Annotated in this window: 22 protein-coding genes and 2 tRNA genes; 11 read left to right on the top strand and 13 right to left on the bottom strand. The window is 58.8% G+C overall.

The window, feature by feature from the left end; all coding sequences use genetic code 11:
• Positions 1-14: 14 nt before the first annotated feature.
• Positions 15-89: transfer RNA gene (locus AT6N2_RS04465), tRNA-Asn, on the bottom strand.
• Between the two features lie 175 nt (positions 90-264).
• Between AT6N2_RS04465 and AT6N2_RS04460 the strand changes: the two genes are divergently transcribed.
• Positions 265-543, top strand: coding sequence for a hypothetical protein (locus tag AT6N2_RS04460; RefSeq protein WP_063951239.1), 279 nt, complete (start codon positions 265-267; stop codon positions 541-543).
• Positions 544-546: 3 nt separating this feature from the next.
• Here AT6N2_RS04460 and AT6N2_RS04455 read toward each other — a convergent pair whose 3' ends face one another.
• The gene (locus AT6N2_RS04455) at positions 547-1,191 is read right to left on the bottom strand and encodes an exopolysaccharide biosynthesis protein (RefSeq protein WP_209088790.1); all 645 of its coding nucleotides are present in this window, start codon (positions 1,189-1,191) and stop codon (positions 547-549) included.
• A gap of 516 nt (positions 1,192-1,707) precedes the next feature.
• Here AT6N2_RS04455 and AT6N2_RS04450 point away from each other — a divergent pair.
• The 7 genes from AT6N2_RS04450 (at position 1,708) to AT6N2_RS04420 (ending at position 7,441) form a co-directional block, all read left to right on the top strand.
• Complete coding sequence (locus AT6N2_RS04450) at positions 1,708-2,295, top strand: YqaA family protein (protein ID WP_209088787.1); 588 nt, start codon at positions 1,708-1,710, stop codon at positions 2,293-2,295.
• Between the two features lie 138 nt (positions 2,296-2,433).
• Positions 2,434-2,988 (top strand): dual specificity protein phosphatase family protein, encoded by a 555-nt coding sequence (locus AT6N2_RS04445; RefSeq protein ID WP_209089611.1) that lies wholly within the window; start codon positions 2,434-2,436, stop codon positions 2,986-2,988.
• A gap of 329 nt (positions 2,989-3,317) precedes the next feature.
• Entirely contained in the window at positions 3,318-4,430 is a 1,113-nt protein-coding gene (locus AT6N2_RS04440) for an ABC transporter substrate-binding protein (protein ID WP_209088784.1), read from the top strand.
• Between the two features lie 110 nt (positions 4,431-4,540).
• Complete coding sequence (locus AT6N2_RS04435) at positions 4,541-5,593, top strand: FecCD family ABC transporter permease (protein ID WP_063951233.1); 1,053 nt, start codon at positions 4,541-4,543, stop codon at positions 5,591-5,593.
• Entirely contained in the window at positions 5,590-6,411 is an 822-nt protein-coding gene (locus AT6N2_RS04430) for an ABC transporter ATP-binding protein (protein ID WP_209088781.1), read from the top strand. Before AT6N2_RS04435 ends, AT6N2_RS04430 begins: the two co-directional genes overlap by 4 nt.
• Positions 6,408-6,863 (top strand): pseudoazurin, encoded by a 456-nt coding sequence (locus tag AT6N2_RS04425; protein WP_063951231.1) that lies wholly within the window; start codon positions 6,408-6,410, stop codon positions 6,861-6,863. Before AT6N2_RS04430 ends, AT6N2_RS04425 begins: the two co-directional genes overlap by 4 nt.
• Before the next feature lie 80 nt (positions 6,864-6,943).
• A complete protein-coding gene (locus AT6N2_RS04420; protein ID WP_209088779.1) occupies positions 6,944-7,441 on the top strand; it encodes a ferritin in 498 nt (165 codons plus the stop codon).
• Positions 7,442-7,509: 68 nt separating this feature from the next.
• Here AT6N2_RS04420 and AT6N2_RS04415 read toward each other — a convergent pair whose 3' ends face one another.
• The 3 genes from AT6N2_RS04415 to AT6N2_RS04405 form a co-directional block, all read right to left on the bottom strand.
• On the bottom strand, positions 7,510-7,713 hold the full coding sequence (locus AT6N2_RS04415) for a hypothetical protein (RefSeq protein WP_209088776.1): 204 nt from the start codon (positions 7,711-7,713) through the stop codon (positions 7,510-7,512).
• A gap of 133 nt (positions 7,714-7,846) precedes the next feature.
• Entirely contained in the window at positions 7,847-8,107 is a 261-nt protein-coding gene (locus tag AT6N2_RS04410) for a hypothetical protein (RefSeq protein ID WP_063951228.1), read from the bottom strand.
• Between the two features lie 137 nt (positions 8,108-8,244).
• Positions 8,245-8,321: transfer RNA gene (locus AT6N2_RS04405), tRNA-Pro, on the bottom strand.
• Positions 8,322-8,564: 243 nt separating this feature from the next.
• Here AT6N2_RS04405 and AT6N2_RS04400 point away from each other — a divergent pair.
• Positions 8,565-9,110, top strand: a complete 546-nt coding sequence (locus AT6N2_RS04400) for a DUF1269 domain-containing protein (RefSeq protein ID WP_144574766.1) — start codon at positions 8,565-8,567, stop codon at positions 9,108-9,110.
• Positions 9,111-9,170: 60 nt separating this feature from the next.
• On the opposite strand, the gene AT6N2_RS04395 is transcribed toward AT6N2_RS04400, so the two are convergent.
• From AT6N2_RS04395 to uppC, 6 genes are all read right to left on the bottom strand, one after another.
• A complete protein-coding gene (locus tag AT6N2_RS04395; RefSeq protein ID WP_209088773.1) occupies positions 9,171-9,812 on the bottom strand; it encodes a hypothetical protein in 642 nt (213 codons plus the stop codon).
• Between the two features lie 171 nt (positions 9,813-9,983).
• A complete protein-coding gene (locus AT6N2_RS04390; protein ID WP_003521552.1) occupies positions 9,984-10,133 on the bottom strand; it encodes a hypothetical protein in 150 nt (49 codons plus the stop codon).
• 77 nt (positions 10,134-10,210) lie between these two features.
• Entirely contained in the window at positions 10,211-11,452 is a 1,242-nt protein-coding gene (gene uppF, locus AT6N2_RS04385; RefSeq protein ID WP_209088770.1) for a polysaccharide biosynthesis O-antigen ligase family protein UppF, read from the bottom strand.
• On the bottom strand, positions 11,449-13,002 hold the full coding sequence (uppE, locus tag AT6N2_RS04380) for a polysaccharide biosynthesis glycosyltransferase UppE (RefSeq protein WP_209088767.1): 1,554 nt from the start codon (positions 13,000-13,002) through the stop codon (positions 11,449-11,451). The genes uppF and uppE overlap by 4 nt, the downstream gene beginning before the upstream one ends.
• A 213-nt stretch (positions 13,003-13,215) precedes the next feature.
• Positions 13,216-14,358: a polysaccharide biosynthesis type 4 glycosyltransferase UppD gene (gene uppD, locus AT6N2_RS04375; RefSeq protein ID WP_209088764.1), complete on the bottom strand. Its 1,143-nt coding sequence runs from the start codon at positions 14,356-14,358 to the stop codon at positions 13,216-13,218.
• Positions 14,359-14,375: 17 nt separating this feature from the next.
• Positions 14,376-14,948 (bottom strand): polysaccharide export protein UppC, encoded by a 573-nt coding sequence (gene uppC, locus AT6N2_RS04370; RefSeq protein ID WP_209088761.1) that lies wholly within the window; start codon positions 14,946-14,948, stop codon positions 14,376-14,378.
• A 210-nt stretch (positions 14,949-15,158) separates the two neighbouring features.
• Between uppC and uppB the strand changes: the two genes are divergently transcribed.
• Positions 15,159-17,432 (top strand): polysaccharide biosynthesis protein UppB, encoded by a 2,274-nt coding sequence (gene uppB, locus AT6N2_RS04365; RefSeq protein WP_209088758.1) that lies wholly within the window; start codon positions 15,159-15,161, stop codon positions 17,430-17,432.
• A 7-nt stretch (positions 17,433-17,439) separates the two neighbouring features.
• On the opposite strand, the gene AT6N2_RS04360 is transcribed toward uppB, so the two are convergent.
• A complete protein-coding gene (locus AT6N2_RS04360; RefSeq protein ID WP_209088755.1) occupies positions 17,440-18,672 on the bottom strand; it encodes a GNAT family N-acetyltransferase in 1,233 nt (410 codons plus the stop codon).
• A gap of 96 nt (positions 18,673-18,768) precedes the next feature.
• Positions 18,769-18,981, bottom strand: a complete 213-nt coding sequence (locus tag AT6N2_RS04355; protein WP_063951219.1) for a DUF2842 domain-containing protein — start codon at positions 18,979-18,981, stop codon at positions 18,769-18,771.
• 127 nt (positions 18,982-19,108) lie between these two features.
• Between AT6N2_RS04355 and AT6N2_RS04350 the strand changes: the two genes are divergently transcribed.
• Entirely contained in the window at positions 19,109-20,227 is a 1,119-nt protein-coding gene (locus AT6N2_RS04350; RefSeq protein ID WP_209088752.1) for a COX15/CtaA family protein, read from the top strand.
• Positions 20,228-20,230 lie beyond the last annotated feature (3 nt).

Here is a 20,230-nt window from a genome sequence, read left to right as displayed (position 1 = left end):
TTCTGAGAGAAAAGTGGCTCCCCGGGCCGGATTCGAACCGGCGACCTGTCGATTAACAGTCGAATGCTCTACCGCTGAGCTACCAGGGAACGTGCGCTGCTTGGCGCGGTGTGAGCGGGGTAATACAAATGCTTTTCCGATTTGCCAAGCGGTTTTTTCAAAAAAAACGCATTGCCCTTGTTTTATCTGTGCAGAGTCCCGATTTTCCGGGCTTCTGGACGAAGAAAAAATTATCCACAGGCCAGATGAAAAGGGCAGGATGGAATGAAATTCGGTATCGACCACAAAACGGGTCGCCTCAATGTAGGAAAATGGAGCCTCGCCATGCCGCGGTCACGGGTCGGCAGGATCGCGACGGGCTCGGCTTTGATTGTCGGCGGGACTTTGGGTTTCCTGCCCATTCTTGGCTTCTGGATGATACCGCTTGGTCTCGTGGTGCTGTCCCACGATCTGCCGGCAGTTCGGCGGCGGCGTCGGCGTCTTGCGGTTTGGTGGGCCTACCGCCAGAACCGCCGCAGCAACCGCAACGAGGGCCAACACTAGGCTTCATGCGCCGATGGAGCTGCTGAGGCCCTGGCCGGCCCAGAACGCGGCATAGGCGAGGGCTGCGAAGTAAACGGTGGTCAAGCCGAGAAAAAGGTAACCGCCAAGCACCGTGACACCATCCCTTTGAATCATCCCGGCCGAAAAGAGCAGGATCGCAACGCCCGGCAGGGTGTTGGAGAACGGAATGAAGCCGAGTGGCATCATCAGCAGGACACCAGCGGTCATCAGCGCAAGGCCGTTGATCCTGTTGGCGATCGCACCTGTCGTCAGCGCCGGAAGGCGCGGTCGGATGAAGCCATCGAGCTTGGAAACGATGCTGACGCCCTTCTGCAGGGCGGGGATAAGTTTTGCGGTTTCCATCTGCCGGTCGAGAATCTTTTTCGGCAGCCATGGAAGGCGGTTCAGTGTGATTGCGAGGCTGACGAGGATGATCGCTGCGCCAAACACAGTGCTGACGCCGGGAATCGAAACCGGAATAAGAAAGGGCAGGGACGCGATGGCGCAGATCAGCAGCAGCCCCTGTTCGCCGATCGCTTCCATCAGCTCGCGCAACGTGATCGTCTGACCCTTCAGTTTTCCGATCAGTTTTTCCAGCGTCGTGCTGAGCTTTTCAGACGTGTCAGAGAATGCGAATTCGTTCATCATACGGCGTCCCGGAAGTTGTTTTAACTCCGGGCTTGATAACATTCATCGGGCCGAGTGCCTATCACCGATAGAAATCAGCTCTTTCACATTTGGTCGAGCGGTTCGGCGCTTTTCAGTGCGAAACCCAGTTGCTGTAGGCGCCCGCAAGCAGAACCACCAGCAAAATCACAAGAATGAACGGATTGATCGATGTAACGAAGTTGACATAGTCCATGATGACTTCCTCCTCTTCTTCCACGTTTCATTCTACAACAAAAAGGCGCACCAATCTACCGCAGGGTGAAATTTCGTAATGCAGCAACCAAAATCTGGTATCGTCTCGTAGGAGGCGTCTCCGCGACTTTTTGCGATGCAAAATAAATCTTCCAACATTTGCCATTCTCCTGCGATGTCTCTAATTCTCTCGTTCGGGTCGGATATTTATCGCCGATGGCAAGCACCTCCAGACCCGGCAAATCATCAGGGCGTGCTTCACCTCCTGGATCAAATCCCAACACGCTTCCCCGGGGACATGACATGCTGAAAAACATCTACGCCTGGACGATGGCGCTGGCCGCGCGCAAAACCGCAGTCTGGTGGCTGGCGATCGTGGCCTTCGTGGAAAGCTCCGTCTTTGTCGTCCCGGCAGATGTGCTTTTTCTGCCCATGGTGCTGGCGAAGCCCAGGAAGGCGATGTTTTACGCGCTGGTGGCCACAATTGCATCCGTGCTGGGCGGCATTGCCGGTTGGTTCCTGGGGCATTACGCCTTTGAGAGCCTCGCCCGCCCCATTCTCGAATTTTACGGCAAGCTCGACAGTTTCGAGCATCTGAAGAGCTCGGTGGATTACGAGACGATTATTCTCCTGTTGGTGACATCGGGGCTCGCGCATCTGCCGCCGATCAAGGTCGTCACCATCCTTTCCGGCGCCGCCAATATCAGCCTTGGCCTCTTCATCCTGTCAGCCGTCGTCACCCGGGGGGCGCGCTTCTTCATCCTTGCCGGCCTGCTGCAACGATACGGGGAATCGGTCCGCCACTTCATCGAAAAACGTCTTGGCGTCATTACGGCGGCGGCCGCCGCAGCGCTCCTGGCTGTCTATGCCGTCTACGTTTTCGTGCGCTGATCCGTAATGCGGGCAATACTCTAACAATACTGTCGCAGAACTTTCAGCCTGCTGTCAGAATCCATCGGTATCGGTTCCTTGTTCAATCAGGGAAACCGTTCAGTCATGCGGAAATTTTGGAAGTGCCCGTTTTGGGGCATGGGTTTTGTTGTCCTCGCGACAGGCGGTTACCTCTACGCCATCCAGCTCCTTGGCAATTTTCACGAGGTCGTTCCGGGTCAGTTTTTCCGCTCCAATCAGCCGACCGCCGAGCAACTGACGCGCTACACCGAAGACTATGGAATAAAGACCGTGATCAATCTGCGTGGCCCCAACGAAGGTGAAAGCTGGTATCGCGACGAACTGGAAACCTCGAAGAAGCTTGGCTTGAACCATATTGATTTTGGCATGTCGGCCAGCCGCGAGCTCACCATGAGCCAGGTCAATCAGCTCGTCGCAATCATGCGCGACGCGCCAAAACCCATTCTTATCCACTGCAAATCGGGTGCGGACAGAACCGGCCTGGCCACCGCGCTCTACCTCAGCCGGGTTGCCCGGCGGGGTGAAGAGGCGGCAGAAAGCCAGCTGTCCATTCGTTACGGGCATGTCGGCATCCCCTATCTCTCCGCGGCCTACGCCATGGACCGCACCTGGGAAAATGCCGAGGAAATGCCTCTTATCGACGACCTGACAATCGCCTCCAACGAGTTCTAGAGTGCTTTCTCAGGAAACCCCATTACCCGAAATTCCCCATCATTGTTTACAAGGTCCAGACGAACAACGGCCAATTTACTTTTGCCGGGCGTGTCCGAGACCGGGATTCGTCCCGGCCTTGCTCGGAAGAAATATATCGCCGATCCGGCTAAAATGTCCCGGTACTCTTCGTCCGGGTCCGCGTGGGCATATCGTGCGTCTCCCATGCGGCGTGACGCGGCCGGTAGCAATTCACTCATTATATTAGCGACTTACGCGATTCCGAATTTAAGTTGACTCTATATGTCATCTTTTATAGAGCGTCTCTGTTTCAACATTCGGATCGCATCATGACCCACAAAATATTTCTTGCCGGCCTTGCCGCATCTCTATTTTCAGCCTTCTTGATCGTGCCTTCCGCCGAAGCGGCGGAAAAGACCATCACGGATGTCATCGGCCGTCAGGTCAAGGTTGATCTTCCTGCAAAACGTGTCGTTCTTGGCTTCTATTTCGAAGACTACATGGCTGTTGGCGGTGAGAAGGCCTATGATTCCGTCGTTGGGATTTCGCGCGAGGCCTGGGAGGGCTGGGTGCCCGCCAACTGGAAAATGCATCTTGCCCACCGCGCTTCCCTTGCCGATATTGCCGATGTAGGCGAAGTCGAGGCACAGACCTTCTCCGTCGAGAAAGTTCTCAGCCTCAATCCCGATCTCGTGATCCTGGCGGACTGGCAATACAAGGCGCTTGGCCTCGATGCCGACCGTCTGGAAGAAAAGGGCATTCCGGTCGTCGTGGTCGACTACAACGCGCAGACGGTCGAGCGGCATGTCGCCTCCACGCGGCTTTTTGGCGAGCTGACCGGGCAGGAACAGCGCGGCAACGAAATCGCGGAATTTTATTCCGGTTCGCTGAAGGACGTCGCCGATCGCGTTGCGAAGTCCGGCAAACCGAAGCCAAAGGTCTATGTCGAGTTCGGCAATAAGGGCCCGGCCGAATATTCCTTCACCTACGGCAAGAACATGTGGGGCGCCATGTCCACCGCCGCCGGCGGCGACAACATTGCGGCGCCATTCGTCGAATGGTGGGGACCGATCAATCCGGAACAGGTTCTGGCTTCCAAACCGGACGCGATCTTTATTGCCGGTCGTGAGAACAACAAGAACCCGGCTGCCCTGCCGATGGGGCAGGCGGTGAAGGCCGCGGATGCCCGTGAGAAGCTGCAAGCCTTTGAGACGCGTCAGGGCTGGAGCGAATTGCCGGCCATCAAGAACGGCCAGCTTTTCGGCGTCTACCAGGGCGCGTCGCGCACGCTCTCTGATTTCGCGATGGTCCAATACATCGCCAAACAGCTTTATCCCGAGCAGTTCAAGGACATCGATCCGATCGCAAACTATCTTGGCTATTACAAGAAATACCTGCCTGTGACGCCCGAGGGCACCTTCGCCATCGCCGTCAAGGATTGATCGCTCCCTACTGCTGCGTGGAGGGCGTCTGGTCTTCATGCGCAGCCGGGCTATTGCGGACGCCGCGTCGTGGCGTTCGCTCAATACGATCCGTTACAAGCAGGTTCTTCATGACATTTGCCGCCCGTTATGCCGAGGCGATCGGCGCCCATCGGCTGCGTGAACGTCGCCGCTGGCGCGTCGTATCAATTTTTTTCCTCATGGTGGTCGTCAGTCTTGTTCTCGATATCGCCACTGGTCCATCGTTGCTCTCCCCGGCCGAAGTGGTGCGCTCGCTGACGGGTCTTGGCGAAAGGGCGGCGATGACCGATTCCATCGTGCGGGGCCTGCGCCTTCCCATGGCGTTGATGGCGCTTGCCGTTGGTGCAGCACTCGGCGCGGGCGGCGCGCAGATGCAGACATTGCTGAATAACCCGATGGCCAGCCCCTATACGCTCGGAATGGCTGCGGCCGCCGGTTTCGGCGCGGCGCTTGTGCTGGCGCTCGGCGGACTCGGACTGGATGCCATGATCGCCGTTCCCCTTGGCGCTTTCGTTTTTTCCATGCTGGCGGCGCTCTTCCTCTATCTGCTGGCATCCATGCGCCAGATGAGCGCTGAAACCATCATCCTGGGCGGCATTGCTCTTCTCTTCCTGTTTCAGTCGCTTCTCTCGCTTATCCAGTTTCTGTCGTCGCCGGAATTGTCGCAGCAGATTCTGTTCTGGCTTTTCGGCAGCCTCACCAAGGCGACGTGGCCGACGCTCGCGCTGACGGCATTCGTGACGGCGCTCTGCTGCGCGCTGTTGATGGCCGACTGCTGGAAATTGACGGCGTTGAGAATGGGGGAAATGCGGGCGACAAGCCTTGGCATCAACGTCCGACGGCTGCGCATGAAGGTTCTCGTCATCGTTGCTGTCATGACTGCGACGGCCACGAGTTTTGTCGGCGTCATCGGTTTTGTCGGGCTTGTGGCCCCGCACATTGCCCGCATGACGGTTGGAGAGGACCAGCGCTTCTTTCTGCCCATGTCAGTGCTCAGCGGCGCGCTGATGCTGTCGGCCGCGTCCATTCTCTCGAAGTCCATCATTCCGGGCGCGCTGTTTCCCGTCGGGATCGTCACGGCCATCGTCGGCGTGCCGTTTCTTTTGTGGCTCATCTTCAGTCCGAAGAGGCGTGGCCGATGATGGTTCTGGACGGTATCTGCGTCGATCGTGGCGATGTTTCAATCGTGAAAGATCTCTCAGCCCGCCTTGATGCCGGGCGGATCCACGCCGTCATCGGCCCGAACGGAACAGGCAAGACGACCCTGTTGCGGGCGATCTTCGGAGACCTGCCGCTTGCCGCCGGCTCGATCAGCCTTGGAAGTCGTCAACGGATCGCCAGAGCGAGGGCAGGGCGAGGTGCAGGCAACTGGCAGGACAATTTTGCCTATATGCCGCAGGATACAGGGGCGGATATCGCCCTCAGTGTCCTGGAGGTCGTGGCGCTCGGCCGCTTTCAACGATTATCCCTGCATATCGACGATGAGACACTCGACCTTGCCATGACCCGTCTGCATCAGGCCGGTATTGCTCACCTGGCGGACCGGGACATCGGGACATTAAGCGGCGGACAGCGGCAGATGGTGCTTTTCGCCCAGGTTCTCATGCGTCAGGCGCAGGCGGTGCTGCTGGATGAGCCGGTAAGTGCGCTCGATCTGAAACACCAAGTGGCTTTGCTCGATCTGGTCCGGCGGGAAACCCGAACCAACGGCTGGGTAACGCTGGTTGTGCTGCACGATCTCAATCTTGCCTGCCAATATGCGGATAACCTCCTCGTCATCGCAAATGGCACGCTCAAGGCCGCAGGCGCACCACGTGACATCGTCACGCCGGCGCTGATTTCAGACACCTACGACGTTGCCGTTGAGGTGCTGCGGGACCGACACGGCAACCCCGTCATTCAGCCTGCGGGCGGTTCGCCGCCAGACCGTTTCGAAACTTCCGAAGGAGTAATTGCATGAGCAGATTTTTATTGACGCTTGCCACGATACTGGCTGTCACTCTTCCTGTTGCAACTGCCGTCGCTGCCGAGCACAGGGTGCTGATGCTCAACTATGGCAAGGAGGGTGGCATGGTTTTCGAGCCTTCCTATGTCAAGGCGGAGCCGGGCGATACGATCACGTTCGTGCCTGAGAATTCGAGCCACTACGTCCAGTCCTATGCTGTTCCCGAAGGCGTGACGCCATGGAAAAGCAAGCTAGATGAAGCCTTTAGCGTGACCGTCGATCAGGAAGGCGTCTATCTCTATTATTGCCCGCCGCATTTGATGATGGCGATGATCGGCGTCATCCAGGTCGGCAAACCTGCCAATCTCGAAACGGTCAGGCAGAAAGCCGAGAAGCTCCGGCCCAAACTGGTCATGAAAGCCGAGAGGCTCGACGCGGCGCTCTCGCAGGTAACGCCGGCCCAGTAATCCACAAAAATCCAAACGCCCACCCTCGCATGGCCGTCTCGACGGCACGCATTTTTGAACCCCAAACAAAGGAATAAGCCATGGCCAGCAAGCCCATCGAAGCGACGCTGAACGATCTCCTCAACGGCGAATTACGTGCCCACCACGCCTATCTTCAAACGGCCGCATGGGCGGCGGAACGCAACCTCGACGGTTGCTATAAATTTCTGATTGGTCACGCCGCCGAAGAACTCGAGCATATGCATCGCATCTTCAAGTTCCTCAACGATCTCGGCGCAAAGGTCACGTTCGCGGAACTACCGGCACCGCAGGTGACTGCAAATGACATCAAGGGTCTTTTCACGATCGTCACCGAACATGAATCCCGCGTCACCGCAGCCATCAACGCTGCCGTCGATCTCGCCCGGGCGGAAAAAGACCACGCGACGACATCATTCTTGCAATGGTTCGTCGATGAGCAGCATGAGGAAGACAGCCTATGCCGCACGATTCTTGGAAAGATCGAGCTGATCGGCAACGGCCCCAATGCCGACTACCTTATCGACCGGGAAATTGGACATCTGGCAGAGAAGGGCTGATTGCTGCCACGGACTTGTCAGCACTTCCTGAGCCACAAGAATGCGGCTCGGGAAGTGCCGATTTAGTTTTACTCCCGCTCCATATCCGGCGTCCACCCGCGCGTATATCCCCTTCCCATCAGGGCGATGGCGAGCGAAAGCTGATCCTGCAGATGTTCGATTTCACCAAGAAGGGCTTCGACAGCCGCCTTTGCATTGCCGTCATGACATTGGATGACGTATCCCGCGATGTCGTCAGGCTGGATGGGGGTGATTTTTTCCGCGTCGGACATGGGTGGCGACCTCTCTTTTGTTCACTAAATGTTCTAATTTTAGCGGAGAGTCAATAAGCCAATATCGGCCATCCCAGGCCGGCGCCGTTGGCGGTAAGGAAACAACGATTTCAGAAATCGGCCACGAACGCGTCTAGTGAACCGAGGGTTCCTCGCCATCGAGAAAGCTGCGGATGCCATCTTTCTCGCAGGTGGCCAGAAACTCCTCCCACGCGTCCTTGTCGGTCGCGAAGGGCTCGTCCCAGGTGGTGACATCATCGTGCTCGCTGATTACCTCCAGCGTCCAGTCCTGCTGGGTGCCGGCGGGCCGGTAAATATCAACGAGAACGGTGACCCCATCATCCTCGAACTCGCCCGAGAATTCCGAGTGCTCAATTTTCGGTTTTTTGGCCATTTCCGCACACCTGCTTCTCAAGGCTTGGACAAAGATTAACCCCGGACGGGTCTTTTCACGCGGCGAGGAGCGATGTTGCAGACCGCTGAAACAAATATAGCCAGCTCTGGGGGAACTGGCTATCTATCTGATTTTAATGGTCGGAGCGGCGGGATTCGAACCCACGACCCCTTGACCCCCAGTCAAGTGCGCTACCGGGCTGCGCTACGCTCCGAACCTGAAAGCCGTTTATATAGAAGCCTCTTAGGGCGCAAGCGGAAAATGGCCTTTTCATAAAAAAACAAAAAGAAGGTGTGGACGCCAAGTGAGCCCACCGCAGGCGGGGGCGGACTGGACGAGGTTTGCGGCGAGGAGACAACCGTCAAACCCCGGACATATCCCCGTTCCATCATGGCCGGAACAAGCCGCTCCATCGGGCGTTGAATGGCAGCCGATTTAAAACTCAGGGAGACAAACTATGTCCGAACTCGTCGTTATTGGTTTTGATGGTACGGAAGTCGCCGATCAGGTGCTTCTGAAGCTTGCTGGCCTCAAAAAGGAATATCTGGTCGATCTCGAAGATGCCGTGGTTGTCGTTCGCGATGAGAATGGCAAGGTGCACCTGAAACAGAGCGTCAACCTCACCGCCATCGGAGCAAGTTCCGGCTTTCTGTCCGGCGGCCTCTGGGGCGGCCTCGTTGGGCTGCTCTTCCTCAATCCGCTCGCCGGCTTTGCCATTGGCGGCGCGATTGGCGCGGGCACGGGCGCGCTAGCGGGCTCGCTTACGGATTTCGGGATCGATGATGACTTCATCAAGTCGCTTGGCGAGACCATACCGAACAGTTCTTCCGCCCTGTTCGTGCTGATCCGTAAGGTGCAGGCGGAGAAGGTCCTTGCCGAGTTCGAGGGCCTCCGCGGCCGCGTTATCAAGACATCCCTGTCGCCAGCGCAGGAGGCGGAACTTCAAAAAGCGCTTTCCGGTAACGCGGCCTCGGCCGTCCCTGCCGCAACGCCCGCAATATGACGCAGGCGTAGATCGACGTGCTGCGGCGCCTTATGCCGCAGCGTCACTCTTCCCGGCCGCTTAAACGGTCAGGGTGCCATTCTTCGCCTGCGGCCAGGTGAGATAATAATAGCGGCTGCCGACACTGCCGAAAAACGCATTGTCGCCGGAGGCGGCGTCGACATAGGCGCCACTTCCACTTTTGACGTAGGTCGAACCGTCGCGCTGCAGATGGTCCTTTAAAAACGTGCTCCAGCCTTCAGTCGGAATTTCCGTGGTGGGTTTGGACACGGTTTTCGGGTCAGCGCCGACGTCCCAGGCCGCGATTTTCGCGCCCGCGGCGGGATCGGATACCGTCAGCGTTCCCGCTTCCAGTGCCTCCAGCATCGCCTTGGCCTGCGTTCCTTTATCCGGGTCCTTGCTAAGCCCTTCCAGCATCGTCTTCAGCGCTGTCATGAAGTCGGACTTGTTGATGTCGCCGGATAAGGGTTGGGCCGTTGCGTCGTCGGTCTTGTCCTGGTCCGATGACTGCGCGTATTGCGCAAGAAGCTGAGTGAGGCGGGTATTGGTCGATGACGGGGACGTGTCCAGCCCATAGGAGCCGAGGAGCGTGGCCCGTGCCGACGAAGTCGTGGCGGCGGCGCTGTCCTCCTGATCCTTGATGGCCTTGAGGGCGAGTCTGGTGGCGGTCAGGCGTGTGGAAAGGTCGACGGAGGAGACCATTGCTCGGATGTGTCCTTGATCGGGCGATACGGATCATGCGTATCGGGCCGGCTCTGCGGGCATCGATCCCGCCTTTCGTCTTCTCTCATAAGAAGACCGGCTGCATCCACGCCGGCTTTGACGTGGAATGCACCCGGTCTTAATCGCCGGAGTTTGCGCGACGCTTGTGGCTTAGTTCTCCTGAACGGAGACGCCATTCGGGCCGATGTTCATCTCGATCCCCTTCGGCTTGCTTTCTTCATGCCAGACGTAAATTCCAAGGCCCGCGATGACCACAATAAGGGCGCCGATAATGAGATAGAGATTATTGGTCTGCGTCATAAGATGTCCCCGTTGGACATGTCACAATCGCGGGCTAAACGGTTGCAATAGCAGAAGGTTCCGTAAGGGAAGCTGTTTTACGCAGTGTGGGCGCGCCGGCGCAGGTTTTCGCGCTTTTCGAGCGCCATGCACCCCCACAGGATGCCGAGCAGCAGGAAGAAGTGCCGCCAGTGATCCGTGTCGATGACGGCGCCGATCAACACATGCCCGACGAAAGTAACCCATGAAATGATCAGGAACGGCTGCCAGGGGCGCGGTCTCAGAAGATGGCGGAAGCCGGCGGCAATCGTCCAGCAGATCAGGGTGAGATAAACGACAAAACCGAACCAGCCATGGGTGGTGAGGCTTTTCAGCCAAATATTATGTTCCGCCGCCGGGAAGATATCGTCGAATACCATCGGCCCGATCCCGAGCGGATGTTCCATGGCGAGCAGAAAGCCGAGATAGTGGCGGGCGAAACGTCCGAGGTGACCGCCGTCGTAGGACTGCACCGCCGACGCACGGCTGGAGAACAGGTCCGCCACCTGCTTGAACTGCAGCGCAACGATAACAGCGGCAACCATGAGCCCGACGGCGACGAGGAACAGCACAAGTATTTTGAGCCGAAACGCTGCCGTGCGCTCCTTCAGCAGCATGACGAAGACAAGCAGAACGGTGGAAAAGAGAAACAGGCCCCAGGCTGCGCGCGAGAATGACAGAAAAATGCCGAGCGACAGGATGAGCAGCCCGGCAGCCCGAAGCGGCGCATGCATCGCCTTGCCGGTTAAAAGGCCGTAGATCAGGTATAGCGACGGTGTCACCAGGAAGGGACCGAAGACATTTGGATCCTGAAATGCACCCTTGGCGCGATCATAGAGCGTAAAGACCTCAAAGCCCGGAATGGCATGGAAATATCCGATGATGCCGAGCAGCGACGTAATGAGCGCGGCGGCAAGCCAGGCCCGGAAAATCAGAAGCAGACGCTGGTGCCTGTCTTCCACGATCGCCGCATAAAACACCGACGTCAGCGCCAGAAACGTCGAAACGGCGAGATAAAGCGGTCCCTCATCCAAATTGGCCATGGTGGTGAGAGACAGATAACCGCCAACGTTGAACGCAAGCAGCAGGCACAGAAGCAGGACGACCGTGCGCGACAGACGAAGGCCCAGCAGGAACCACAGCGCCACCTGTCCCACCATCATCAATTCATAAGGCGCCGGTTCGGAGATGACGAAGCCGGAAAGGAACACGCCGAAGGCGATAAAGAACGAACCGATGAGCCGCATGGTGGCCAACGGTGCGTCAAAATTCGCCGCGTGCTGGTAACCGGTGTGGGTCAATAGGCGTTTTCCGATTTGAGCAGCCTGATCGGCGTAAGAAACAGGATTTTCAGATCCAGAAACAAAGACCAGTTTTCAATGTAGTAGAGATCATACTCAGTGCGGAACTTGATCTTGTCGCCATGGTCGATTTCGCCGCGCCAGCCATTGATCTGCGCCCAGCCGGTCACGCCGGGCTTGACCTTGTGGCGGGCGAAATAGTGCTCCACCACCTCGGTATATTTCAGATCGCCCGTTTGGGCATGGACGGCATGGGGGCGCGGACCGACCAGTGACAGATCGCCGTAGAGAACGTTGAACAGCTGCGGCAGCTCGTCTATCGATGACTTGCGCAGAAAACGGCCGACCGGCGTGACGCGGGGATCGTTTTTCGTGACGGCCTTTTTGGCGGTGGGGTCGCTCAGTTCCGTGTACATGGAACGGAACTTCCAGACGTTGATCGTCTCGTTGTTGAAGCCGTGTCGTTTCTGTTTGAAAAGCACGGGGCCTTTTGACGTTGTTTTCACGGCAATGCCCGCCGCCAGCATCACCGGCCACAGAAGCGCGATGCCGATCAAGCTGAATATGATGTCGAACACCCGCTTCGCCACGGAATCCCAGTCCCGGATCGGCTTGTCGAACACGTCGAGCATCGGCACGCTGCCGACATGGGAATAGGCGCGCGGACGGAAACGCAGCTTGTTGGCATGGGCGGCAATGCGGATGTCGACCGGCAGCACCCAGAGTTTTCGCAGCAGCTGGAGAATGCGGGCTTCGGCACTCAGCGGCAGCGAGATGATCAGCATGTCCAGTTTGGTGAGGCGGGCAAATTCCACCAGTTCGGCAAAGGTGCCAAGCTTCGGATAACCGGCGACGACATCCGGTGATCTTTCGCTATTGCGGTCGTCGAAAATTCCGCAGATGCGGATATCGTTGTCGGATTGCTGCTCCAGTGAGCGGATGAGGTCCCGAGCAGAATCGCCGCCACCGACAATGACGGCGCGGCGCTCCATGACGCCGTTGCGGCTCCAGTGGCGAATGGCGAAACCAAGAAGCAGACGTCCGGCGAAGATCGCCAGCGCAGCGGCGGCGTACCAGAGCGCAAAGGCCTGCCAGGAATGCAGCGAGCCAGGGAAAAACAGAAGGAGGAAACAGGCGACGCCCACGAAGGAGAAACAGACGGCTCCCTGAACGCGGGCGAACATGGACATCGGCGTACGCAGCGTTGGAAGCTGGTAGCAGTCCCCGGCCTGCAAAAGGATGACGCAGAGTGCCGCCCCCAGAACACCGCCGCCAAAGCTCGACAGAAAGCTTTCAAGACCGCGATCGGCGGCGATGCCGTTGGCGATGGCCGCAATAACCACCAGCATGGTGAATTCCAGAAGACGAAGCTGGCCGATCACCATGTTGGGGGAGTGGCTGCCGCTCCGCAGCTGGTTGGCAATCTGGCGGGCAAGCGGATTAAGGACGACGGTTGCCGAAGCCGGAGACTCCTTGGCCTCCGATCCGGAGATTTTTTCGCGCAACGACGCCAGGTCGAATTGCAGCCTGTCCTTGTCACTCTTGGTCATCGCTTGATCCGCACCCTCCAGCGCATCGGCCTAACGTCGCGTTTGATTTTCGACCGGGACGAGACGCAACTTCAAAGTGGCAAAGTACACGCAGACCATCCGGCGCGGCGCCTTACCGGCAGAAAACTAGCCGAAACATGCTAAGAAACGTTTATGACTGATTTCTGCAATGTGATGGGAATATACAATCGGAAATCGAGTTTTTTAACCGCTTCAGTTAACCAGCAGATCGCGATAGAGCTTCATCATCTCGTTGGCCATGACGGGGGTTGAGAATTTCGCCTTGAAGCTGTCCGCGTGGGGCATCACGCGTTGCGCCCAGCCGTCATCTTCGGCGTCCCTTGCCATGATCCGCGCCAGCGCGTCCGCATCGCCTGTCGGCACCAGTGCTTCGCTGTTTTCGCCAAGCACCTCGGGGATGCCGCCGACATGCGAGGCAATAACCGTTTTTCCCGCAGCGAGCGCTTCCAGCACAATGTAAGGCATGGCTTCGGCGCGAGAGGGTACGACCACTGTCCGTGCGAGCTCAAAGGCCTGCCGGGCGGGCATGGCGGCATGCATGGATATCCGTTGCGAAAGCCCGGCCGCATCGATCATCGCGGCGTATTTGTCCCTGTCCGGCCCATCGCCGACAATGACGCCCTTCAGAGGCTTGCCGAGGCTGCGTTCCGTTTTGGCAAACGCCTTGATGAAGATGTCTGGTCCCTTGAGGTCGCGCAGCATGCCTATATAGAGGAAACGGGCAGCGCCTTCACGGGCGGGGACGGCCTCGAATTCGCTCTCCTGCACCCCATTATAGATCATTGCGGTGCGGGTGCGCGGCATGCCCACCTTGGCCTCGTAAGTCGCCTGCTCGAAATGGCATACGAAACAGAGCGCGTCGGTGAAACGCTCCTGAAAGCGCTCCAACCGAAGAAAGAGCTGCCCTTTCACGCTGTTTCGGGCGTAATGCAGGCTACCGCCATGCGGAGAATAAAGGCGGGCTACGCGATACCTGTTCACCCGCAGAAGTGAGCCGATCAGCCGGGCAAGAGCGCCACCCTTGGCGCTATGCCCGTGCAGAATGTCCGGCCGCAAACTTTTAATGTGCTTGTAGGATGTCCAGAGCGCCGGCAGGTCGCCGGGACTGATGGAGCGCCGGATGGGCAGGCGGGTAAGGCCAAGCTCCAGCATCGGCGTGATCTGTGCGAAAAGCCGTTCCTCGTGCGCGCCTCCGGTCGAACTGTCGCAGACGATGCCGACCTTGTGACCCTGCTTGACATGTTCTTCGATGAGATCGCGCACGTGCCGGAATACGCCACCCACCGGCGAGCGGAAACAGTGAATGATGCGCAGGGGAGGGCCGTCATCCGACACGCTGATCGCTCCGCCCGTCAGAAGAAGCGTTCGCGAACATAGACGGTGTCACCAGCCAGAAGCGGGGCGGTGATACCGATCCGGCCGGTCAGTACCTCGGCATTGATCTTGCGCGTAACATCCACATCGGCCTGGTTGGCGCGGGGGCTGAAGCCGCCTGCAATGGCAATCGCGTTCTGAACCGTCATGCCCGGGACGTAGGAATACTGGCCCGGACGGCCGACTTCGCCCATGACGAAGACGGGGCGATAACGATCGATTTCAATGGTGACATCAGGGTCGCGCAGATAGCCCTGGCGAAGCTTGGCCGCGATGGCGGCTTCGAGTTGCGGGAGCGTCTTGCCGCGGGCGGGAACCTGACCCACGAGAGGAAAGGCGACGTAACCAGCCTGGTCGACCGTATAGGTGTTGGTCAGGCCCGTCTGTTCGAAGACGTTGATGCGCAGCCTGTCGCCGCTATCCACATGATATGGCTGCAGGGCGGCCTCATTGAAGGACCTCGGCGCGGGTTGATACGCCGCACAGCCGGAAAGGGCCGTCAGAACGGCAAGCGTCAGTGCGGTGACATGGCGTGATCCGGCGAGCGGCATCTCATCTGGCTCCGAGTCGATCTTTGACCATTCTTATCGTTCTGTTAGGGTTAATGCGCGGTAAACGCCTCCGGGCAAGTGATGCTAATATTAGCCTTTTGCTGTCTGATCCGCCGGGATTAACGGTTGTGTTACCGGCAGCACTTAAGCTTCGCAGAAATTGACCATCTATATTTAAGGGCCGCGATTTATGTCGGTTACGGAGCGCGCATGAACGGCGATCGCATGGATGACAGGGATGTGGATATAGATCTTGCGCAGCTTGTCGCGGCCATCTGGCGGCGCAAGGGACGGATCGCCGCGATTACGCTTCTGGCCGGCGGCTGCGCATTTGTGATCGCCAGCATGATGGCGCCTGCCTACAAGGGCGAGGCGCGTCTGCTTATCGAATCCCGTGCCGCCTCCTTCGGCGCATCGCAGCAGTCGAACGCCCCGGCTGAACCGGTTCTGGATGAGCTGACCGTTTCGAGCCAGGTGCAAATCCTCCAATCGGTCGATCTCATCAAGCAGGTCGCCAAGGACATGAAGCTTTATGAACTGGATGAGTTCGATCCGGACGCTCATCCGTCGCTGATCTCCCGGATGCTGATCGCCGTTGGCATCAAGAAGGACCCGCTTCAGGTCCTGCCCGAAGAACGGGTCCTGAAGGCGTTCCGTGAAAAACTGCAAGTCTATCAGGTTGAAAGTTCGCGCGTCATCACGGTCGAGTTCTCGTCGGAGGACCCGAAACTCGCCGCTGCAATCCCGAATGAAATGATGAAGGCCTATATCGCGTTGCAAAGCGGCGCGAAGCTTGGCACCAGCACGGAAGCGGCGCGTTGGCTTGAGCCTGAAATCGCCAGTCTTCGCGAAAAAGTGCGGGATGCCGACAGGAAAGTCGCGGATTATCGCGCGTCATCCGACCTCCTATCGGCGGGGCAGGGCGAGACGCTCGCCACGCGGCAATTGAGCGATATATCGACCGAACTTGGCCGCATCCGCGGTGAGCGTGCCAATGCAGAAGCGCGGGCGGAAGGCGTGCGCAACGCCCTGGCCAGCGGTCGCCCGCTCGATACCTTTCCCGACGTGGTAGGATCTCCGACGATCCAGCGGCTCAAAGAAAACGAAACGACGATCCGCAGCCAGATTTCCGATCTCTCGTCCTCGCTTCTTGAGGGCCACCCGCGCATCCGGGCGCTACGCAACCAGCTATCCGGCATCGAGCGCCAGATTCAGGAAGAAACCCGCAAGGTACTTGCGAGCCTGGAGAATGAAGCGAACGTATCGCGCCTGCGCGAGCGGCAGCTTGTGCAGCAATTGAATGTGCTGAAGTCGGAAAGCGTGCGCGCCGGCGAACAGCAGGTGGGCCTCAACGACCTGGAGCGCGAAGCGGCCGCACAGAGACAGCTTCTCGAAACCTATCTCGCCCGTTATCGCGAGGCGACGTCGCGCGCCGGTTCGGCAGAGTCGACGCCAGCAGATGCGCGCGTCATCTCGACGGCAGTGGAGCCGCGCGAACCCTATTTCCCGAAGACCGGCGCTATCACCATCGTCGTGACGCTGGCGGCCTTCCTCTTGTCATGCATCGTCGTCATGCTGGTGGAGCTGTTTACCGGACGCGCCTTGAAGCCGGTTGGCAGAAGCCAGGTTCCACCCCGTTCCGATCCACCGCCCTCGCGTGCGAGGGTTGATGAGGAATTGGCTGCCGATTTGCCCGAAAAGCCGACTGCCGCAGCGCGGGAAACCACACCGCCGGCCGCGGTAGAGGTGGTCCCGGCTGCGGCGTATAAGTCCGCTATCGCAGAAGCGGCCTCCGCCCCGATGATGCCCGTGGCGGTCGCTCCGGCCCCGCACAGGCAAGAGCCGGCCGCTGCCACGCCGGCCGCCTCTGAAAACGCGCACGATGATGCGGAGACATCCGAGGATTTCTCGATCGATGCCGTCGCGGCTTATCTTGCGACCCGCCTTGCCAAACCGGTTGCGGCCGTTGTGTCTCCGGCCGGTGATAGCGGTTCCACGACAACTGTCATGCTGGCGCGCGCGCTCTCGGAACTCGGTCGCTCGGTCGTTCTCGTCGATATGACGGCGTCTGCCTGTCCCACGCGGCTGATGGCGCCCGAAACCGGACTTCCCGGCGTCATGGACCTTCTCGCCGGCGCTGCCGCCTTCGGCGAAACCATTCATGGCGACCGTCTGTCCGACGCTCATATCGTGCCGCGCGGCAATGCGCAGCCGCGGGAGGCCATGCGCGCGATCGATCGCCTGACGATGATACTCGGCGCGCTCTCGGACGCTTACGATACGGTTCTCGTCGAGTGCGGCGCGGTGCAGATTTCAAGCCTTGGAAAAATGCTGCGCAACCTGCCAGCCGAAATCGTCGTTTCGGTTCCCGGCAAGGACAGCGATCTTCTCGAGCAGACACTGGGTGAACTGGATGCCGCAGGTTATGAAGAGGCACTGCCGATGACCGGCATGCGCAAGCCTGGCCATCGCAGCGCGGCCTGACGCATGCTCAGTCGGTGCCGGCGGCCGTGTCGGTCTTGCGCCATCCTGCGCGAAGACGCTGAATGAGCGTATAGAGGGCAGGGCTCGATTTGATCATGCTCTTCATGCGGGCAATGGCCACGTAACCGGAGGCAGCAACCCGACCTTTCAGCGTTAACGCCAGAAATATGTCGTGCTGCACGGTGAAAACCGGGCACCAGCTGCGCTTATAACGCTGGTCTCCGACACCGAAGTCGAAGAGGGCGGCTTTTTCTCGGCAGGCCCGCTCAATCATCAGCCAGAACAGCAACTCGCCGGGGCTGCACTCAGAGGCTGCCTCATCGATGGAACCGAACTGGCAGATGATGTGATCCTGCTTGCGCGAAAGCCCGGCAATCGCGGCGACGACACCTTCATTTGCGCCATGAAGGCGAATGGCGTGCAGCTCCAGCAGGGCGTCAGTTTCCGCTTCCGGCAAATTGGCCAGATCGTGGAAGAACGCTTTCACCCCCTGGTCGCGGAAGACGTCGGGTATGCCCTGCGAGGCGAAACGCGCCGCTTTTTGACGGAAAAAGGCCTGCAGGATTTCGCATTTTTCCTCTTGTGTCCGCGCGATGATGTGGCTGTAGCCACCCATTTCCTCGGCCCTGCGCCTCTGGATACGGAACTTCTTGCGCCGCCTCTTGGCATTGACCTGCCGAAGTGTAGCTTCGAAACTATCGAAAAGAGGAAGCTGGAAGGCGGGATTCTGGTTTTCGACGGAGGCAAGGTGTGACAGAGGGTTTTTCCTGCCGCGCCATATCAGCGGTACATTCTGAAATGCCAGAACATCCGCCCGGCCATGCAGCAGCTTCGGCGCCTCCCGCGCAATGGCGGACGCGATGTCCTCTCCCTCCCGTTCCGCAAAAGAAGCCTCGAAAAGGCCGGTATTGATATTGTTGAAGCGGCCGCCGGGAAAACCGGCCTTGCGAATGCCGCCTTCCGACACGATTTCGAGCGGCAGCAAAAAAACAGTCTCGCCGCCGCGCCGTCCGCGAAGCGTCAGTAACGGGGTGTTCTGCGTCCGCGCCCAGATGGAGCACCAGCCGAAACTCTGATGAAGCGAATTGAGCGGGTCGCTTTCCAGCCGCTCCCAATCGGCGCGAATGGTGGCGGCATCCCTCACGAGGTCGATCAACAGGCGATCGGAACCGCGCCGCCCATTTGGGACGGCGGTGGGTGCTTGCCTCTCGCTGATGAAGACAGGCCCCTCAGCCGCCATCACTCTCTCCGGTTGTTTCGGTGGGACTATAGCGTCGAGCGGCAAACAATCAGTTTATAATATTGCGACCTGTGGATGTTATGCAGACGCTGCCGCTCAGTCCTGTTTTTTAGGCCCGGCCATCCATTTGATGATGAGCATGGCCGGCAGTATCCACAAAACCCCAGTGAATACGAAATACGCAAGATGCACCCACCACGGCGATTGAGCGAGCGCTGCCGATGCAATGGCCGTCGCCACCACGGCGTAAGCGACGACGAGGCAGATGATGACGATGGTGCCGATAAGCGATCTGAGGCGAGGAGGCATACATTCTTCCGTGATTGAACTGGTCTTGCGACTATAGCGCCGCGACCCCATGCCGCAAACCCTGAGGCCTTGTTTTGTAGTGCCGGTTGGGGCTAATCAACATGACTGTATGATGGAGACCCGAAATATGCGTTCGAACAGCGTAACGTTGGCACATGGTTCGGCGGAAGTGGTGGTGGAGGCTGCCCTGCAGAAACAGGAGAAGGACCGTCGACTGCTGCGGATCTGGCTGCGGGTCGTGCTTTTCACGCTGTTCTGTCTGGTTCTCGTCGGCGGGGCGACGCGGCTCACCGAATCCGGCCTGTCCATCACCGAGTGGAAGCCGATCCACGGCGCCATCCCGCCGCTTTCCGTCGCTGAGTGGGAAGAGGAATTCCAGCTCTACAAGCGCATCCCCCAATATCAGGAAATCAACAAGGGCATGTCGCTCGACGAGTTCAAAACGATCTTCTGGTGGGAGTGGGCGCATCGCCTGCTCGCCCGCACGATCGGCATCATCTTCGCCCTGCCGCTTGCTTACTTCTGGCTGAGCGGCCGCATCGAAAAACGTCTGCGCCTGCCACTCGTCGGTCTTCTTGCCCTTGGCGGTTTTCAAGGTTTTATCGGCTGGTGGATGGTATCATCAGGCCTCGTCAACCGCACCGATGTCTCGCAATATCGTCTCGCCACGCATCTGACGATCGCCTGCCTTATCTTTGCGGGTTGCATGTGGATTCTGCGCGGACTGTCGCACCATTCGCCTGATGCCGCCAATGAAAAGACGGGCAGGGGCTTTGCGGCCTTGTTGACGGTTCTCTGTCTTTTCCAGATTTATCTCGGCGCGCTGGTGGCAGGGCTGAATGCCGGCCTTTCCTACAATACCTGGCCGTTGATGGATGGCTCGCTGGTGCCGGGCGATCTTTTCCTGCAGCAGCCTTGGTGGATCAACCTTTTCGAAAATCCGAAGACGGTTCAGTTCATCCATCGTCTGGGTGCTTACACACTGTTTGCCGCCACGCTGTGGCATATGGCATCAATGGCCCGCGCCTTGCCCGGCACGCCACACGCCCGACGCGCAGTGCTTTTCTTCGTGCTCGTCTCCATTCAGGCCGCGCTGGGCGTCACCACGCTTTTGCTGCATGTGGATATCCATGTCGCGCTCGCCCATCAGGGCATGGCGCTGTTCGTGCTGGGCTTTGCGGTCGCCCATTGGCGCGGTTTCATCGGAGAATATCCCGCGCCCGTTTCGGTCGAAGTCAGGGACTGAGGC

This window comes from Agrobacterium tumefaciens (assembly GCF_017726655.1).
GTDB lineage: Bacteria > Pseudomonadota > Alphaproteobacteria > Rhizobiales > Rhizobiaceae > Agrobacterium > Agrobacterium tumefaciens_B.
Note: the sequence above shows the minus strand (reverse complement) of the source record. Positions and strands in the feature narration are given on the sequence as shown.

Excerpts from the sequence above, each read along its gene's own strand:
- AT6N2_RS04435 (WP_063951233.1), top strand. The coding sequence starts at position 4,541 with ATGACATTTGCCGCCCGTTATGCCGAGGCGATCGGCGCCCATCGGCTG.
- uppE (WP_209088767.1), bottom strand. The coding sequence starts at position 13,002 with ATGACCAAGAGTGACAAGGACAGGCTGCAATTCGACCTGGCGTCGTTG.
- AT6N2_RS04415 (WP_209088776.1), bottom strand. The coding sequence starts at position 7,713 with ATGTCCGACGCGGAAAAAATCACCCCCATCCAGCCTGACGACATCGCG.
- AT6N2_RS04360 (WP_209088755.1), bottom strand. The coding sequence starts at position 18,672 with ATGGCGGCTGAGGGGCCTGTCTTCATCAGCGAGAGGCAAGCACCCACC.
- AT6N2_RS04410 (WP_063951228.1), bottom strand. The coding sequence starts at position 8,107 with ATGGCCAAAAAACCGAAAATTGAGCACTCGGAATTCTCGGGCGAGTTC.
- AT6N2_RS04460 (WP_063951239.1), top strand. The coding sequence starts at position 265 with ATGAAATTCGGTATCGACCACAAAACGGGTCGCCTCAATGTAGGAAAA.
- AT6N2_RS04350 (WP_209088752.1), top strand. The coding sequence starts at position 19,109 with ATGCGTTCGAACAGCGTAACGTTGGCACATGGTTCGGCGGAAGTGGTG.
- AT6N2_RS04390 (WP_003521552.1), bottom strand. The coding sequence starts at position 10,133 with ATGACGCAGACCAATAATCTCTATCTCATTATCGGCGCCCTTATTGTG.
- AT6N2_RS04440 (WP_209088784.1), top strand. The coding sequence starts at position 3,318 with ATGACCCACAAAATATTTCTTGCCGGCCTTGCCGCATCTCTATTTTCA.
- AT6N2_RS04400 (WP_144574766.1), top strand. The coding sequence starts at position 8,565 with ATGTCCGAACTCGTCGTTATTGGTTTTGATGGTACGGAAGTCGCCGAT.
- AT6N2_RS04355 (WP_063951219.1), bottom strand. The coding sequence starts at position 18,981 with ATGCCTCCTCGCCTCAGATCGCTTATCGGCACCATCGTCATCATCTGC.
- AT6N2_RS04425 (WP_063951231.1), top strand. The coding sequence starts at position 6,408 with ATGAGCAGATTTTTATTGACGCTTGCCACGATACTGGCTGTCACTCTT.
- AT6N2_RS04420 (WP_209088779.1), top strand. The coding sequence starts at position 6,944 with ATGGCCAGCAAGCCCATCGAAGCGACGCTGAACGATCTCCTCAACGGC.
- AT6N2_RS04445 (WP_209089611.1), top strand. The coding sequence starts at position 2,434 with ATGGGTTTTGTTGTCCTCGCGACAGGCGGTTACCTCTACGCCATCCAG.
- AT6N2_RS04455 (WP_209088790.1), bottom strand. The coding sequence starts at position 1,191 with ATGATGAACGAATTCGCATTCTCTGACACGTCTGAAAAGCTCAGCACG.
- uppC (WP_209088761.1), bottom strand. The coding sequence starts at position 14,948 with ATGCCGCTCGCCGGATCACGCCATGTCACCGCACTGACGCTTGCCGTT.
- AT6N2_RS04430 (WP_209088781.1), top strand. The coding sequence starts at position 5,590 with ATGATGGTTCTGGACGGTATCTGCGTCGATCGTGGCGATGTTTCAATC.
- AT6N2_RS04450 (WP_209088787.1), top strand. The coding sequence starts at position 1,708 with ATGCTGAAAAACATCTACGCCTGGACGATGGCGCTGGCCGCGCGCAAA.
- uppB (WP_209088758.1), top strand. The coding sequence starts at position 15,159 with ATGAACGGCGATCGCATGGATGACAGGGATGTGGATATAGATCTTGCG.
- AT6N2_RS04395 (WP_209088773.1), bottom strand. The coding sequence starts at position 9,812 with ATGGTCTCCTCCGTCGACCTTTCCACACGCCTGACCGCCACCAGACTC.